The organism is Ruegeria halocynthiae (genome assembly GCF_900106805.1).
Classification (GTDB): Bacteria; Pseudomonadota; Alphaproteobacteria; order Rhodobacterales; family Rhodobacteraceae; genus Ruegeria; species Ruegeria halocynthiae.
In genome coordinates, this window is the sequence record NZ_FNNP01000001.1 from 1,252,064 (window position 1) to 1,267,676 (window position 15,613).

Sequence of the window (15,613 nt, forward strand, 5' to 3'; positions counted from 1 at the left end):
TATTGGTTTCATTCTGACATGGGACGTGCGCTTAAATGGCACAACAGACGGCAAAACCCCTCAAAAGCAAAGCGCTGGGCGATCTGGAGGCGGGCAAGTTGCCTCAGGCGCTAAAGAAGGCGCAACTGGGTGTCAAAAAATTCCCCAAGGATTCCGACTACCACGCCATCGCAGGTTTTGTTCTGACTGAGATGCAACGGTACAAGCAATCGATCCCGTATTTCGCCGAAGCCTCGCGACTGAAGCCAGACGATGCGCAATTCGTCGAGAATCTGGCCAATGCGCTGATGCAGACAGGCCAAATTCACCGCGCGCTGTCTTACGCCGAACATAAGCTCGAGCAGTTCCCGAATAACAAGGAACTGGTCCGCGTCGTCGATGAAATACAGCTCAAAGGTTCGAGTTGGCGGCTAATTATCGACCATACGACCCAAAGACTGGAAAAAGACCCCGACAACACTGATCTGCTATATTCACGTGCCCGCGCCTATGGGCATGTGGGATTTACAGAACACAGCTCTCGGGACATTGCTCGGGCTTACGAACTGGCGCCCGACAAAGAAGGGATCGCGCTTGCCAAAGCCACGGATCTGCACCAGTCGGGGGATAAGCAGGGTTCCAGGAACATATTGGGTTCGGTGCTTGAGACAAATCCGGTCTGTGCCGCGGCGCTCTACAAGATGTCTATGATTGCAGGCAAGGACGAGGCGGATCACCTTATCGCTGCGATCGATACAGCCATTGTTGAAAGAGATCATGCCGACTCGGTGCTGGAATTCGCAAAAGCGCGGCTTATCTCAATGCGTGACGGTCTGAACGCGGCGCTGCCTCAGTTTGCACGTGCTAACGCCATCCAGCACGACATCAACCCATATGATAACGCGCGCGAAGAAACAAAATACGACGATATCTGCAAGCAGCTCTCTCTGGGCACGCCACCCGTCACAGCAATACAGAGTGATGTCCCGAATCCGATTTTCGTAATCGGGCAGCCTCGCTCGGGTACGACACTCATGGAAATGATGCTCAGCTCGGTGCCGGGAATTGCGGGATGCGGAGAACTGACGATTGCAGGTGAACTGTCGCTGCAGGCTATTGAAAGCGGCAATCAATTCGACGCACGTGCTGCGACTGAATTCGCAAAGGAGTATCGCCGGTTGATGCCTCCGATACCCAAGGATTCTACCGCGTTTGTAGATAAGATACCGCATAACTATCAGCGACTTGGATTCATTTTATCGGCGTTCCCTAACGCACGAGTAATCAACATGATGCGCGACCCGCGGGATGTTGGCCTATCGAAATGGATCAGGCGTTTTGATGCGCCGGGAATGCGCTATGCGTCAAACCTTGAGGCGATTGCCCATTCGGCCAACCTGTACCGGCGTTATCTTGAACATTGGATGGGGGTATTCGGTGATCGAATTCTGACGATCACCTATGAAGATCTGGTTGCGGACCCCAAGACCCACAGCCGGAAAGTCGCTGCCTTCTGCGATATCGACTGGGATGAACGGATGATGCACCCGGAGAAAAACACCAAACAGGTTCGCACGGCCAGTATCGATCAGGTGCGCAAGAAAATCTCGACCAGTTCTATCGGCGGCTGGCGTGAGGTTGCAGTCCACATTCAACCGATGCTGGACGGGCTCGATCCCGCGTTGTGGCCAGAATACGATTTCGATTGAACAATGCAAAAGGCCGCCCCAAAAAGGCGGCCTCGTCATTTTTCAGGATTACATCATTTCTGTTTGATGCGCCCATCCAGATAAGGCTGGTAAGGCGCGTTTTCGGCCAGATACTCGGCGGTGACATCCGCCAGATCCGGGCCGTAGTCATAGGCGTTCTTGTCATCGCCCGAAAACACGCTGTAGCCGTCTCCGCCATTGCGGACATAGTTGTTTGTCACGACCAGATAGGTCGCAGCCGGATCGATGGGTTCAAAACCGCCATCCTTTGCAACCAAAATCTCGGTAACGCGGCCTTCGTTCGGCGCGACAGAGGGGTCCCATGTGAAGGTCATTCCAGCCACCTGTGGGAAGCGACCTTTGACTTCTTCAACCTGACTTACACCGTTTTCCAGTGCGTCAATCACGCCCTGCCCGCTGATCTCGAAGGTTGACAGCGTATTCTGGAATGGCAGAACGGTCAGCACCTCACCCATAGTCACGTCACCCGGATCGATCGAAGCGCGCAGCCCGCCCGAGTTCGCTATGGCTATCTGAGCGCCCTGATCGGCGACACGCGCCAGCATTGCATCCGCCACGAGGTTGCCCATCTCGCATTCCTGAACACGGCAAACCGATCGGTCACCTTCGATCGAATCCGCAGCGCTGGCTACGACTTTGTTGCGAATCTCGTCTAACGGAACGGCCAGTTCGGCGATACGATCGAGCGAAACCTGATCCTCCGTCACGGAGTTGTCCATGATCAGTGGCTCGCCTTCGGCCGACACAACACTACCGTCATCGTCGAAGGTAACATTCAATTCGCCAAGGAATTTCCCGTAGGCATAGGCCTGCACGATTTGCACGTTATTCACAACTGTCGGATACGGCCCTGCGGCCTTGTCGGACGTGTTCGACAGAAAGGTGTTGGAATGCCCGCCTACGATAACATCCACACCGGTGGTTTCCTGCGCCACACGCTGATCCACAGCAAAACCCGAATGGCTCAACACGATGATCTTGTTCACGCCTTCACCGGTTAGCTTGTCCACCTCGGCCTGAACAGCCGGAACCGGATCAGAGAAACTGATGTTCGGGCCGGGCGAGGCGATGTCGTGCGTATCCTCGGGCGTCAGACCAATCAGACCAAGCTTTTCGCCGCCAACCTCGATCACCGTCGATTTCTTGATCTTGTCGGTGAGAAGCTCTTCATCCTTGATGTCAGCATTCGACATCAGCACCGGGAAATCCACGGAATCGATAAAGCCGCGCAACACTTCCGGGCCATCGTCAAACTCGTGATTGCCCACGGTCATCGCGTCATAACCCAGTTTGTTCATAAACTCGGCCGCAACTTTACCCTTGTAATAGGTATAGAACAGAGAGCCTTGGAACTGATCCCCCCCATCTACCAAAATCGAATTCTCGGCCCGCCCACGCGCGCCTTCTACTGCTGTCACAAGGCGCGCCGATCCGCCAAAACACTTACCTTCTGTATTGTCTTCGTCACTGCAACCGCTGTCGTATTTGTTGATCGGTTCAAAGCGCGAATGGAAATCATTCGTGTGCAGAATGGTCAGTTTATACTCGGCGGCGGCCATGCCTGCAGTCATGCCCAGAATGGCGGCCGAGGCGAGCAATCGAGTGTACATCATGAAACTCCCTGTAGTTGTTTGGCGTGATCGTGCGCCTTGCATCGCAAAGAGTCAAAGGGGGAAAACCGACTTGATTCCAGCAGCGGTGCGGGGCATCAGACTCTTATGCTGATCTACAAGATTTTCCGGGCCGACGAATGGGCCAATTTGCAGGCGCAAGGCGCCTCGGACGGTGCTCCCATTGATGTGACCGACGGGTTCGTCCACTTCTCAACCAGTGAACAAGCAGCTGAAACCGCAGCCAAACACTTCGCAGGTGTCGAGGGTCTTACATTACTGGCCTGTAACGCGGGTGCCATGGGTGACGAGTTGAAATGGGAAGTTTCGCGCGGTGGTGCGCTGTTCCCTCATCTCTACCGCCAAATTCGTATGGCCGACGTGATCTGGTCGTGTGCTTTGCCATTCGATGGTCAGCAGCACCAATTTCCGGAACAGATGGAATGACCGCCTTTGTCGATCCTGAACGTGCCCAATTCGAAGCCTTCAAGGATCTGGATCGCGATCACCCGATCGAGATGCTCAATCTGATAAAGTTCCGTGCCAAAGCCGCGTACCCCACCGACCACCAGCTTGCGAATGCAGATCTGACCGGTGCACAGGCCTATCGAAACTACGGGGTCGAGACTGCCCCGATCATCGCGCGCCTCGGGGCATCAATCCTGTGGCGCGGAACGTTTCATACAACACTGATCGGCCCTTCGGATGAGATATGGGATGAGATGTTTATCGCCCGCTATCCCACCGCGCATGTGTTTCTCGAAATGGTGACCGATCCGGTCTATCGCTGCGCCGTCATTCACCGGCAGGCAGCGGTTGAAACGTCGCGGCTGATCCGCTGCGCCCCGACAACAGGTGGAACTTCATTCGGATGAAATTGACCGAAAAACTTGGGCTGGCCGCCCTGCATCGCCTTGACCCCGAAACCGCACATGGGCTGTCGATCAAGGCGCTAAAGTCTGGTCTTGCGCCATCGCCGGGACCGGTGACTTCAGATCGGCTGAGGACACAGGTGGCGGGGCTCGACCTGCCAAACCCGGTTGGGTTGGCCGCCGGGTTCGACAAGAACGGTGAAGTTCTAACCCCGCTGTCGCGCGCTGGTTTCGGCTTTGTCGAGGTGGGTGCCGTGACGCCACGGCCTCAGCCCGGGAACCCAAAGCCACGCTTGTTCCGGCTGACCGAAGACCGCGCTGCGATCAACCGGTTCGGGTTTAACAACGAGGGTATGGAGGTCATGGCCACCCGGCTTGCCAGCCGCCCGAAAGATGCGGTGATCGGCCTCAATCTGGGCGCGAACAAAGACAGCGACGACCGGCCCGGTGATTTCGCCAAAGTACTGGCCCGTTGTGCCGAGTATCTGGATTTCGCGACGGTCAATGTCTCATCTCCGAACACCGAAAAGCTGCGCGATTTACAGGGAAAGGCGGCACTGAGTGCGCTGCTGAGCGGAGTGGTCGAAACCCGCAACGCTCTGACCCGCCCGATTCCGATCTTTCTGAAGATCGCGCCTGATCTGACCGAGGCCGAATTGCAGGATATTGCGGATGTTGCCCGCGAAACCGGCGTAGATGCGGTGATCGCCACAAACACTACGTTGTCACGTGACGGATTGCACAGCAGGCACAAAGAACAGGCCGGCGGTCTGTCCGGCGCACCTTTGTTTGAGAAATCGACCCGTGTTCTGGCGCAGTTGAGCCAGTTGACAGAAAGGCAGATCCCTTTGATTGGCGTCGGCGGCATCAGAAACGCGCAGCAGGCCTATGACAAAATCTGCGCTGGTGCATCGGCCATTCAATTCTACACCGCAATGGTATTTGGCGGCATCTCGTTGGCTGCGGATATCGCACGAGATTTGGACAAACTGCTGGCCCGCGACGGGTTTGACACTGTTGCGCAGGCAGTTGGTAGCAAACGAAAGGACTGGTTGTGATCGAATATTGGCATAATCCACGGTGTTCCAAATCCCGCGCCGGGTTGGCTTTGCTCGAAGAGCAGGGCGCGGAAGTGCGCGTGCGGAAGTATCTGGAAGACGCACCGTCTGCCGAAGATCTGCGTAACACACAATCGAAACTCGGGCTTACGGCCATCGAAATGATGCGCACCGGCGAAAAACGGTTCAAGGAACTCAACCTGACCAAAACCGCGTCGGAAGCAGAGCTGATTCAGGCCATGGCCGAAAACCCGATCCTTATCGAACGACCCCTGGCGATTTCGGATGATAAGGCCGCCATCGGACGCCCGACAGAGGCGCTTCTGTCTCTGCTTTAGGCAATCTGTGCCTCAAGCCGGGGGTACCGCCAACCCAGAGTAAGCCCCCGCGCGATGTTCAGAACCATCAGCGCCGCCCACAGCCCATGGTTTCCGAAGGTCGGAACCAGAATGAACAAGGTAACCACATAGACGGCAACCGACTGGATCATCGCGTTACGCATATCGCGGGTCCAGGTGGCCCCGATGTAGATGCCGTCGAACATCCAGCTTGCCACCCCGACAATTGGAGCCAAGGCAGCCCAGAACAGAAACTCGCGCGCCGTTATCCGCACATCGGCTGACGTTGACATAAGATCAATCAGCGCGGGCCCTGCCAGATAGAACACCAACCCAAGTCCAATGGCCCCGCCAACACCCCATTGCGATGCCATTAGTGACGCGCGCCTGACCTGTTGGCGGTCGCGCGCGCCGACTGCGCCACCAACCAGTGCCTCGGCTGAAAAGGCAAAACCATCCAATGCAAAGGCAGTGATTTCCAGGAACTGCAATAACACCTGATTTGCAGCCAGATTCACGTCGCCCAGATCAGAACCTACAAACAGAAACGTGGTGAAGGCACCGGTCAGCAGAACCGAGCGCACCATGATATCGCCATTCACCTGCAACATCCGATGTAAACGCTTGGCATCAAAAATGCGCGGCCAGTCCCGCCATTGTTTACCGCCAAACGCATCACCGCAGAGCCACAGACCCAGCGCGAGGCCTGTCCACTCGGCGATCAGTGTAGCGATGGCCACGCCTTCGACGCCCCATCCAAGGCCAAGCACGAACCATAAATCCAGTACGATATTCAGTCCGTTCATCCAGATCTGCAGGATGAACACCCCGCGTGTACGCTCGACCGCAATCAACCAACCCGTCACCGCGTACAGCGCAATTGTAGCCGGTGCGCCCCAGATGCGAATTTCAAGATAGGCCCGTGTAAGGGATTCGACCTCGGCGCTGGCGGGTGACAGTGAAAATGCCCCAAGGAACACCCAAACCTGAGTGGCAATAAAAAACAGCCCCGCTGTTCCGCCCAGCAGCAGACCACGCATCAGCAATGCCCCGGTTTCCGCAGTATCACCCGCGCCCCGCGCTTGTGCCGCAAGCCCTGTGGTGCCCATCCGCAAAAAACCGAAAATCCAATAGATCGACGACAGGATCACCGCACCCATGCCTACAGCCCCGATCGGAGCCGCCAGCCCCATCTGGCCGACGACGCCTGTATCCACCGCACCAAGAATCGGCACAGTTGCATTGGACAGCACGATCGGCAGTGCGATCTTCAATACGCGCCGGTGGGTGATGGGCGTGGTTGCGTCGTCCACGTTTAGGCTTTCGTCGAAGGCTGCGGCATCAGGAAATGTCCTGTTCCTTGCGCAAAAAGCTTGGCGTGGTTGTCCTGCCATGCCTCGACTCGGACAGAAGCATAACGCCGACCCGACCGGTTGATGAACGCGCGCGCATAGGCGTCACGTGGGAGACCGGACCGCAAGTAATCAACTGTGAAATCGATAGTTTTGGGAAAGCGGATATGCTCATCGCTTAAGATATCTTCTGCCCCGATCTCACCGCTTTCGATCCTTGGGAACATGTGCTCCCAGCTTAGCGTGATAACAGCAGTCACTTCGAGGAAAGCCGCCGTCACCCCGCCATGTATGGCAGGCAGGAATGGATTTCCGATGAGTTTGTCGTCAAAATTCAGCACACCGGTCAGTTCATCTCCGCGCCGATCAAATGAAATATTGAGGAAGCGGATATAGGGCACGCCTTCGACAAGCGCATTTAGCGCTGCGTCACGGCGTTGTTTGACCACCTGCATCGGTTCGGGACGAGGCCGCACCATGTCAGCTTCCCTCCACGGTGAATGCGCCCGACGCGGTTGCAACGGGTCGATCACTATCGTCATCCGTCGCCGTCGCACGAACGAAGGCCACGTTACGCGTTATGTGATAGCAGGTCGCGCGGGTTCGGATGCTTTGCCCAGGCGTAGCAGCCCGCATATAATCGATGCGGAGATCGATGGTCGCCGTTCCGCCAGGCGCCGACGGGTGGCTCATCACTGCAGCACCACAGCATGTATCCAGCATGGCTGAAACCGCACCGCCATGGATCACCCCGGTTCTGGGATCACCAATCAGCTGTTCGTTATACGGCATGGAAATTTCAGCCTCGCCCTCGCCGATATGCGTCAGATCAAGCCCCAGCGCCTTGGCGTGCGGGATCGCCTCGATGAATTGCCGTGCTAATACTGTCTTATCGACCATGGGGTTGGGTCCTGTCTTCTTGCCTGACCCTTTATTGGCCTGCGTTTACGCCAAGGGCAAGCCCGGCTGTTGCGCTTGCCGTCACGACGCCCTAGGTTGCAGCCAAGGAGACCCCGAATGTCCGACAACCGTTTGTCATTCAAAGAGATGTGCGCCGAGTTCGACGTAACTCCGCGCACGCTGCGCTATTACGAATATATAGAATTGCTGCAACCCGACCGCGAGGGCCGATCGCGGTTTTACGGGCCTCGTGAATGCGCTCGGATGAAGCTGATCCTGCGTGGTCGCAAGTTCGGATTTCCGCTGGAAGAGATTCGCCAGTGGCTTTTGATCTACGAGGATCAGGGTGATCAGGCGCAGATGGCGACCTTCATCGAGATGGCCGATCGCCAGATGGAAGAGTTGCGCCAGCAGCGTTCACAGCTGGATGAGGCGATGGATGCGCTTCAACAATTGCGAGATCAAACGGTCAAACTGTTGAAGTAAACACCCTTCCCTTACGGCAAGATAATTGCCGCAACCATCGTTTACGCGACCGGATGTTACGTCAACTTATTTGTGACGCAGCGTCCGCATTACGTAAACGTCACTTGTGTGTTGTAAAACATCTATCGACTGCGCAACTCAGCTTGCATGACGCCAGTGATGAGAGTTTGAACCATGACCGAAGATCTGCTGACCATCCGTGAAATGTGCGAGACCTATGATGTCACGCCCCGCACCTTGCGGTTTTATGAGGCCAAAGAGCTTCTGTTTCCGATCCGTGACGGCCAAAAGCGGTTGTTCACAAAACGGGACCGCGCGCGCCTGAAACTGATCCTGCGCGGCAAGCGCTTTGGCTTCAGTCTTGAAGAAATCCGCCAGCTTCTGGATTTGTACCATGTGGGCGACCAGCAAGTGACCCAGATGTCGCGCACCTATGAAATCGCGTGCGAGCGTCTGGCCGACATGGAATCGCGCCGCGAAGAGCTGACACAGGCAATCGACGAGTTGAAAGAGCAGTTGCGCTGGGGCGAGAAGGTCATCGCCTCGATAAAACAGGAAAAGAAGGCGGCTGAATAACCTCGCCGACCCTTCCGGACATATGAAATAAGGGAGCTTCACATGCCCGTCTACAACGCGCCAACCAAAGACACGCAGTTCATCCTGCACAACGTTCTGAAAGTCTCGGAATCGGACATCCCCGGCTATGATGAATTGGAATCCGAATTCACCGGCGCGGTTCTGGAAGAAGCCAGCAAGGTTGCCACCAACGTGTTGCACCCTCTGAATGTGGTCGGTGACACCGAAGGGTGTCGGTTAGAGAACGGCATTGTGTATACGCCAACAGGCTTCAAAGACGCCTTCGAGCAGATGAAAGAAGGTGGCTGGACCGGGTTGGACATGCCCGAAGAGTATGGCGGCCAGAACATGCCCTATGTGATGGGCACAGCCGTGGGCGAGGTGTTCTCGGGTGCGAACCAGGCGTTCGTCATGTATCAGGGCCTGACCCATGGAGCGGCCTCGGCCATTCTGGCACATGGAACTGAAGAGCAGAAGAACAAGTACCTGCCCAACATGGTCAGCTGTGAATGGACCGGCACCATGAACCTGACCGAACCGCACTGCGGCACCGATCTGGGCCTGATGCGCACCAAGGCAGAACCGCAAGGCGACGGCAGCTACAAGATTTCCGGCCAGAAGATCTTTATCTCGGCTGGCGATCACGACATGGCTGACAACATCATCCATCTGGTATTGGCCAAGATCCCCGGCGGCCCCGAGGGCATCAAGGGCGTATCGCTGTTCATCGTTCCAAAGTTCATCGTCAACGACGACGGCACGCCGGGCGAACGCAATGGCGTCTCAGTCGGCAAGATCGAAGAGAAAATGGGCATCCACGGCAACTCGACCTGCGTCATGAACTATGACGAAGCTACCGGTTGGTTGCTGGGCGAGGAACACAAAGGCATGCGCGCCATGTTCACCATGATGAACGAAGCGCGTTTGGGTGTTGGTATGCAAGGCCTGTCGCAGGCCGAGGCTGCGTACCAGAATGCCGTTGAATACGCCAAGGATCGCCTGCAGGGTCGCGATGTGACTGGTGTGAAAAATCCGGACGGCCCGGCCGATCCCCTGATCGTTCACCCCGACATCCGCCGCAACCTGATGGATCAGAAAAGCTTTACCGAAGGTGCGCGCGCGTTCATCCTGTGGGGCGCGACCATGATCGACAAGGCGCACCGTTCTGATGACAAGGACGCGGACGGGCTGATCTCGCTGCTGACCCCGGTTATCAAAGGCTTCCTGACGGACGAAGGTTACGACATGACCGTTCAGGCACAGCAGGTCTATGGCGGTCACGGCTACATCGAAGAATGGGGTATGTCACAATACACCCGAGATGCCCGCATCGCGATGATCTACGAAGGCGCAAACGGTGTTCAGGCACTGGATTTGGTGGGTCGTAAGCTGGCACAGGATGGCGGCAAGCACGTCATGGCGTTCTTCGATATGGTCAAATCATTCTGCAAGGAAAACGCAGGTCAGAATGAAGCTTTTGACAAAGCTTTCATTGAACCGCTGAAAGCTGCATCCAAGGATCTGCAAGCCGCCGGTATGTACTTCATGCAGGAAGGTATGAAGAACCCGAACAACGCACTGTCCGGTTCGTATGACTTCATGCACTTGTTCGGCCATGTCTGCCTGGGCCTGATGTGGGCGCAGATGGCAAAAGCCGCACAAGACGCACTGGACGGCGGCGCCTCGGACAAAGAGTTCTACGAGACCAAGATCAACACTGGTCGGTTCTACATGGCCCGCCGACTGCCCGCGACCGCGATGCATCTGGCACGTATTCAAACCGGAGCGGACACAGTAATGGCACTGGACGCTGCGAGCTTCTGATCTCAGTGTGGGTTCGGGCGTCATAACCCGGGCCCACCCACGGAGGAGACAAGATGCCAAAACGATTTCGCCTGACCCGCCGATTTCCCGTCGCCATGACCGAAGATGGCTATCGCAAACTCCGCGGTTTCGCGCGAGAGGCGGGATTGGATGAAGGTGAGGCTCTCTCGTTTCTGTTCGAGAATTTCAACAGCGTGATCGACGAGGAAAACCTGACGCATAGGCTACGCATATTTAATTCAGAGCTGGATGCGAGAAAGCGCTAACTGCGCGCAAATCATCGCTGGGACATTCAATACGCCTTGGGAGGGGCGCGCACATGACCATTCAACTGCACTGCTTCGGAGAAAGTGGAAACAGCTACAAAGCCGCTCTTGCCTTAGAAATGTCTGGTCTGGACTGGGAGCCGGTCCATGTCGATTTCTTCGGTGGCGCGACGCGCACGCCTGAATACCGCGCTGAAGTGAACGAGATGGGTGAAGCTCCGGTTATGGTAGACGGTGATTTCCGCACCAGTCAGTCCGGTGCTATTCAGGCTTATGTGACCGAAAAGTCCGGAAAGTTCGGCGGCAAGGATCGTGATGAGAATTACGAGATTTTCAGATGGGTTCTGTGGGACAACCACAAGCTAAGTTCGATGGCCGGGCTAACCCGTTTCCTGATCAATTTTCTGCCCGAGAAGCACCGCAACCCGGATGTGATCGCGTTCAATCAGGGTCGGCTCAAGGCCGCATATCAGACGCTGAACGCCCATCTTGAGGGCCGCGATTGGATCGTTGGCGACGGCATGACCAACGCCGATATCAGCTGCTGCGGCTACCTCTATTATCCCGAACCTTTCGGCTTTGATCGTGCTGACTGGCCCAACATTGACACCTGGCTGACGCGCCTCAGCGAACAGCCCGGCTGGAAACACCCCTATGACCTGATGCCCGGCAACCCGTCGGATCGAGCTTAAGGAGAAAACCCCATGACCGAAGCCTATATCTATGACGCCCTGCGCACCCCGCGCGGCAAGGGCCGCAAGGATGGCAGCCTGCACGAGGTAACCTCGGTGCGCCTGTCCGCCCTGACCCTGAACGCGATGAAAGAGCGCAACAACCTGGAAGGTCACGCCGTCGAGGACGTGATCTGGGGCAACGTCACGCAAGTGATGGAGCAAGGCGGCTGTCTCGCGCGCTCGGCCGTTCTGGCCTCGGATCTCGATCAGTCGATCCCAGGTTTGGCGATCAACCGGTTCTGTGCCTCGGGCATGGAGGCCGTGAACCTCGCCGCGAACCAGGTGAAGGGTGGCGCAGGCGAAGCTTACATCGCTGGAGGTGTCGAGATGATGGGCCGCGTTGCCATGGGCAGCGACGGTGCGGCGATCGCGGTTGATCCGACTCTGGCGATGGACACTTATTTTGTGCCGCAGGGTATCTCGGCCGACATCATAGCGACCGAGTATGGCTTTAGTCGCGATGATGCCGACGCGCTGGCGGTAGAATCGCAGAAACGGGCTGCGGCGGCTTGGGAAGACAACCGGTTCGAGAAATCAGTCATCACCATCAAGGATCAGAACGGCCTGACCATTCTGGATCGCGATGAGTACATGCGCCCGGGCACCGACATGCAGTCGCTTGGCGCGCTGAATCCCGCCTTCCAGATGATGGGCGAGCAGATGCCGGGCTTCGACAAGGTGGCGATGATAAAGTACCCGCATCTTGAGCGGATCAACCACATCCACCATGCGGGCAACAGCTCGGGCATCGTGGATGGAGCTGCTGCGGTATTGATCGGGAACAAGGAATTCGGTGAGAAATACGGTCTGAAGCCCCGCGCCCGCATCAAAGCGAGCGCAAAGATTGGCACCGATCCGACGATCATGCTGACCGGCCCGGTGCCGGTGACCGAGAAAATTCTCGCCGACAACGGCATGAAGATCAGCGATCTGGACCTGTTCGAGGTGAACGAAGCCTTCGCCTCGGTTGTATTGCGGTTCCAGCAGGCGTTCGACGTCGATCCTGCGTTGGTCAACGTCAATGGCGGTTCGATCGCGATGGGCCATCCGCTGGGTGCGACCGGTGCGATGATCATTGGTACCCTTCTGGATGAGCTGGAGCGTCAGGACAAAGAAACCGGTCTGGCCACCCTCTGCATCGCGTCCGGCATGGGTGCGGCGACAATTATCGAGCGTGTTTGATGCCTAAAATTGATCTTTCCAAGATTCCGTTTCGGAACGGTTCGGGTTATCCCGGCAAACTGGCGAAAGCAGGTGACGACCGTTACGTCCAACCGTTGGGCGATGCGAACGGCCTGACCCAAATTGGCGTCAACATTGTGCGGCTCGAACCCAACGGTCTGTCCTCGCTGCGCCACTACCACATGGAGCAGGACGAATTCGCAATCATGCTTAGTGGCACCTGCACGCTGATCGATGACGATGGCGAACACGAAATGCAGCCCGGCGATTGCGCCGCCTGGCCTGCGGGTGACACCAATGGCCACCACCTTGTGAACAAGACCGATGCGCCTGCGACCTTTCTGGTGGTGGGCACGCGGACCCCGACCGAGACCGGCTATTACAGCGACTTAGACATGATGGTGAAGTTTGACCCCGACGGTTTCGCTTTCACCCGCAAGGATGGCAGCCCGCTGACGGCTGACCAGATTGGAGATGACAATGACTGATTTCACTCTGAGCAAAGACGCAGACGGCGTTGCCTTCATCACCTGGGACGCCCAGGCCAAATCCATGAACGTTCTGACCCGCGAGGCCTTTCAAGAGGTCAGCCAACTGGTCGATCAGGCCCTGTCGGATGATGAGATCAAGGGCATCGTCATCACCAGCGGCAAAGAAGGTTCATTCGCCGGCGGCATGGACCTCGGCACTCTTGCCACGATCCGTCAGGAAGCCGGTGACGAGCCAGCACAAGCGCTGTTCGACTTTGTTATGGAAGGCCACCACATCCTGCGTAAACTGGAACTGGCGGGCATGGACCCCAAGTCCAAGAAGGGCGGCAAGCCGGTGGCTTGTGCCATCAATGGCACCTGCGCCGGGATCGGAACCGAGATAGCTCTGGCCTGTCACCACCGGGTCATGACCAATAACCCGAAATCCAAGATCGGTCTGCCAGAGATCATGCTGGGCATCTTCCCCGGAGGTGGCGGCACCATGCGTTACAGCCGTATGGTTGGTGCGATGGCCGCCGCTCCGGTCTTGTTGGAAGGCAAGATGATGGACCCGGCCAAGGCCAAGGGTGCACAACTGATCGACGCAGTGTCAGACGATCCAGTCGCTGCGGCCAAAGAGTGGGTTCTGAACGCCAAGGATGCCGATTTGGTCAAGCCATGGGACGCGAAGGGCTACAAGATGCCCGGTGGTGCGCCCTACCACCCCGCTGGTTTCATGACCTTCGTTGGCGCCAACGCCATGGTGAATGGCAAGACCCAAGGCGCCTTCCCGGCGGCTAAGGCCCTGCTGAGTTCGATCTACGAAGGTGCATTGGTCGACTTCGACACCGCGCTGAAGATCGAGGCGCGCTGGTTCACCAATGTGCTGATGAACCCATCCTCGTCAGCGATGATCCGGTCGCTGTTCCTGAACAAGGAAGCGCTGGAGAAAGGCGCTGTGCGACCCAAGGATGTGCCCGATCAACGGGTCAAGAAGATCGGCGTTCTGGGTGCGGGCATGATGGGGGCCGGTATTGCACTGGTGTCGGCTCAGGCAGGTATGGAAGTTGTGCTGATCGACCGTGATCAGGATGCTGCCGACAAGGGCAAAGCCTATTCCGAGGCCTATCTGGACAAGGGCATCAAGCGCGGCAAGGTCACGGCTGAGAAAAAAGAAACCATGCTGGGCCAGATCACGGCTACCCCCGACCTAGAGCACCTCAAAGGCTGCGATCTGATCATCGAGGCCGTGTTCGAAGATCCTGGCGTAAAGGCCGAAATGACCAAGAAGGTCGAGGCGATTATCCCTGAGGATTGCATCTTTGCCTCAAACACCTCGACCTTGCCGATCTCGGATCTGGCCAAGGCGAGCGTTCGTCCGGATCAGTTTATCGGCATCCACTTCTTTTCACCTGTTGAGAAGATGTTCCTGGTCGAGATCATCAAGGGCCGCGAAACCGGGGACCGTGCGGTCGCCAAGGCGCTGGACTATGTACGCCAGATCCGCAAAACGCCGATCGTGGTCAACGATGCCCGCTTCTTCTACGCCAACCGCTGCATCATTCCTTACATCAACGAAGGTGTCCGAATGATCGCCGAAGGCGTCAGCCCTGTGCTGATCGACAACGCGGCGCGTCAGCTGGGCTTCCCGGTGGGGCCGATCCAGCTGACCGATGAGACCTCGATCGATCTGGGTGCCAAGATCGCACGGGCCACCAAGGCGGCTATGGGCGATGCTTATCCGGAAAGCCCCTCGGACGATCTGATTTTCTGGATGGAGGAACAGGGCCGTCTGGGTCGCAAGGTCAATGCAGGGTTCTTCGACTATGACGAAAAGGGCAAGCGCACAGAGTACTGGAAAGGCCTGCAAGTAAAATACCCTCATGCCGCAAACCAGCCCGATCTGATCGAAGTGCAGGAACGTCTGATGTTCGCGCAGGTTCTGGAAGCGGTCCGTGCGTTGGAAGAGAGCGTTCTGGAAGATATCCGCGAAGGCGATGTTGGCGCTATTCTAGGCTGGGGCTTTGCGCCCTGGTCCGGTGGCCCGCTCAGCTGGCTGGACATCATCGGCACGCCCTACGCTGCCGAGCGTTGCGATCAACTGGCCGAGGCGTACGGTGAGCGCTTCACCTGCCCTCCGCTGCTGCGCGAGATGGCTGAAAAAGGTCAGAGCTTCTATGGCCGCTTCAACCCCGAAACCCGGGCTGCCTGACCAAGTGATGCGGGCGCATGTCAC

The 15,613-nt window shown here is 57.0% G+C and carries 17 protein-coding genes; 13 read left to right on the forward strand and 4 right to left on the reverse strand.

Features of this window, described 5'->3' with window-relative positions; translation table 11 throughout:
* The first annotated feature begins 35 nt into the window (after positions 1-35).
* The gene (locus BLU89_RS06345; protein WP_074735359.1) at positions 36-1,688 is read left to right on the forward strand and encodes a tetratricopeptide repeat-containing sulfotransferase family protein; all 1,653 of its coding nucleotides are present in this window, start codon (positions 36-38) and stop codon (positions 1,686-1,688) included.
* Positions 1,689-1,741: 53 nt separating this feature from the next.
* Here BLU89_RS06345 and BLU89_RS06350 read toward each other — a convergent pair whose 3' ends face one another.
* The gene (locus BLU89_RS06350) at positions 1,742-3,319 is read right to left on the reverse strand and encodes a bifunctional metallophosphatase/5'-nucleotidase (RefSeq protein WP_074735361.1); all 1,578 of its coding nucleotides are present in this window, start codon (positions 3,317-3,319) and stop codon (positions 1,742-1,744) included.
* A gap of 108 nt (positions 3,320-3,427) precedes the next feature.
* Here BLU89_RS06350 and BLU89_RS06355 point away from each other — a divergent pair, with 108 nt between their 5' ends.
* The 4 genes from BLU89_RS06355 to arsC are packed head-to-tail and all read left to right on the forward strand — an operon-like array spanning position 3,428 to position 5,587.
* Complete coding sequence (locus BLU89_RS06355; protein WP_074735362.1) at positions 3,428-3,766, forward strand: DUF952 domain-containing protein; 339 nt, start codon at positions 3,428-3,430, stop codon at positions 3,764-3,766.
* A complete protein-coding gene (locus BLU89_RS06360; RefSeq protein WP_074735364.1) occupies positions 3,763-4,194 on the forward strand; it encodes a DUF1330 domain-containing protein in 432 nt (143 codons plus the stop codon). The genes BLU89_RS06355 and BLU89_RS06360 overlap by 4 nt, the downstream gene beginning before the upstream one ends.
* Positions 4,191-5,249, forward strand: coding sequence for a quinone-dependent dihydroorotate dehydrogenase (locus BLU89_RS06365; protein ID WP_074735365.1), 1,059 nt, complete (start codon positions 4,191-4,193; stop codon positions 5,247-5,249). The genes BLU89_RS06360 and BLU89_RS06365 overlap by 4 nt, the downstream gene beginning before the upstream one ends.
* Complete coding sequence (gene arsC / locus BLU89_RS06370; protein ID WP_074735367.1) at positions 5,246-5,587, forward strand: arsenate reductase (glutaredoxin); 342 nt, start codon at positions 5,246-5,248, stop codon at positions 5,585-5,587. The genes BLU89_RS06365 and arsC overlap by 4 nt, the downstream gene beginning before the upstream one ends.
* Here arsC and BLU89_RS06375 read toward each other — a convergent pair.
* From BLU89_RS06375 to BLU89_RS06385, 3 genes are read right to left on the reverse strand one after another with little or no spacing between them, the layout of a single operon-like run.
* Complete coding sequence (locus tag BLU89_RS06375) at positions 5,584-6,900, reverse strand: MATE family efflux transporter (RefSeq protein ID WP_074735368.1); 1,317 nt, start codon at positions 6,898-6,900, stop codon at positions 5,584-5,586. The genes arsC and BLU89_RS06375 overlap by 4 nt on opposite strands.
* 2 nt (positions 6,901-6,902) lie before the next feature.
* Positions 6,903-7,418 (reverse strand): PaaI family thioesterase, encoded by a 516-nt coding sequence (locus tag BLU89_RS06380; protein ID WP_074735370.1) that lies wholly within the window; start codon positions 7,416-7,418, stop codon positions 6,903-6,905.
* Between the two features lies 1 nt (position 7,419).
* Positions 7,420-7,839, reverse strand: coding sequence for a PaaI family thioesterase (locus BLU89_RS06385; RefSeq protein WP_074735371.1), 420 nt, complete (start codon positions 7,837-7,839; stop codon positions 7,420-7,422).
* Between the two features lie 117 nt (positions 7,840-7,956).
* On the opposite strand from BLU89_RS06385, the gene BLU89_RS06390 reads away from it, so the two are divergent.
* The 8 genes from BLU89_RS06390 (at position 7,957) to BLU89_RS06425 (ending at position 15,589) form a co-directional block, all read left to right on the forward strand.
* Positions 7,957-8,325 carry a MerR family transcriptional regulator gene (locus BLU89_RS06390; RefSeq protein ID WP_074735373.1) on the forward strand — a complete coding sequence of 123 codons (369 nt, stop codon included), beginning with the start codon at positions 7,957-7,959 and terminating at the stop codon, positions 8,323-8,325.
* Positions 8,326-8,499: 174 nt separating this feature from the next.
* Positions 8,500-8,901 carry a MerR family transcriptional regulator gene (locus tag BLU89_RS06395; protein WP_074735374.1) on the forward strand — a complete coding sequence of 134 codons (402 nt, stop codon included), beginning with the start codon at positions 8,500-8,502 and terminating at the stop codon, positions 8,899-8,901.
* Positions 8,902-8,943: 42 nt separating this feature from the next.
* Positions 8,944-10,725 (forward strand): acyl-CoA dehydrogenase C-terminal domain-containing protein, encoded by a 1,782-nt coding sequence (locus BLU89_RS06400; RefSeq protein ID WP_074735376.1) that lies wholly within the window; start codon positions 8,944-8,946, stop codon positions 10,723-10,725.
* A 53-nt stretch (positions 10,726-10,778) separates the two neighbouring features.
* On the forward strand, positions 10,779-10,991 hold the full coding sequence (locus BLU89_RS06405; RefSeq protein WP_074735377.1) for a hypothetical protein: 213 nt from the start codon (positions 10,779-10,781) through the stop codon (positions 10,989-10,991).
* Positions 10,992-11,044: 53 nt separating this feature from the next.
* Complete coding sequence (locus BLU89_RS06410; RefSeq protein ID WP_074735379.1) at positions 11,045-11,683, forward strand: glutathione S-transferase family protein; 639 nt, start codon at positions 11,045-11,047, stop codon at positions 11,681-11,683.
* A 12-nt stretch (positions 11,684-11,695) separates the two neighbouring features.
* Entirely contained in the window at positions 11,696-12,907 is a 1,212-nt protein-coding gene (locus BLU89_RS06415) for an acetyl-CoA C-acetyltransferase (RefSeq protein WP_074735380.1), read from the forward strand.
* Positions 12,907-13,395: a cupin domain-containing protein gene (locus tag BLU89_RS06420; protein WP_074735382.1), complete on the forward strand. Its 489-nt coding sequence runs from the start codon at positions 12,907-12,909 to the stop codon at positions 13,393-13,395. Before BLU89_RS06415 ends, BLU89_RS06420 begins: the two co-directional genes overlap by 1 nt.
* Positions 13,388-15,589 carry a 3-hydroxyacyl-CoA dehydrogenase NAD-binding domain-containing protein gene (locus tag BLU89_RS06425; protein WP_074735383.1) on the forward strand — a complete coding sequence of 734 codons (2,202 nt, stop codon included), beginning with the start codon at positions 13,388-13,390 and terminating at the stop codon, positions 15,587-15,589. Before BLU89_RS06420 ends, BLU89_RS06425 begins: the two co-directional genes overlap by 8 nt.
* The last annotated feature ends 24 nt before the right edge of the window (positions 15,590-15,613 follow it).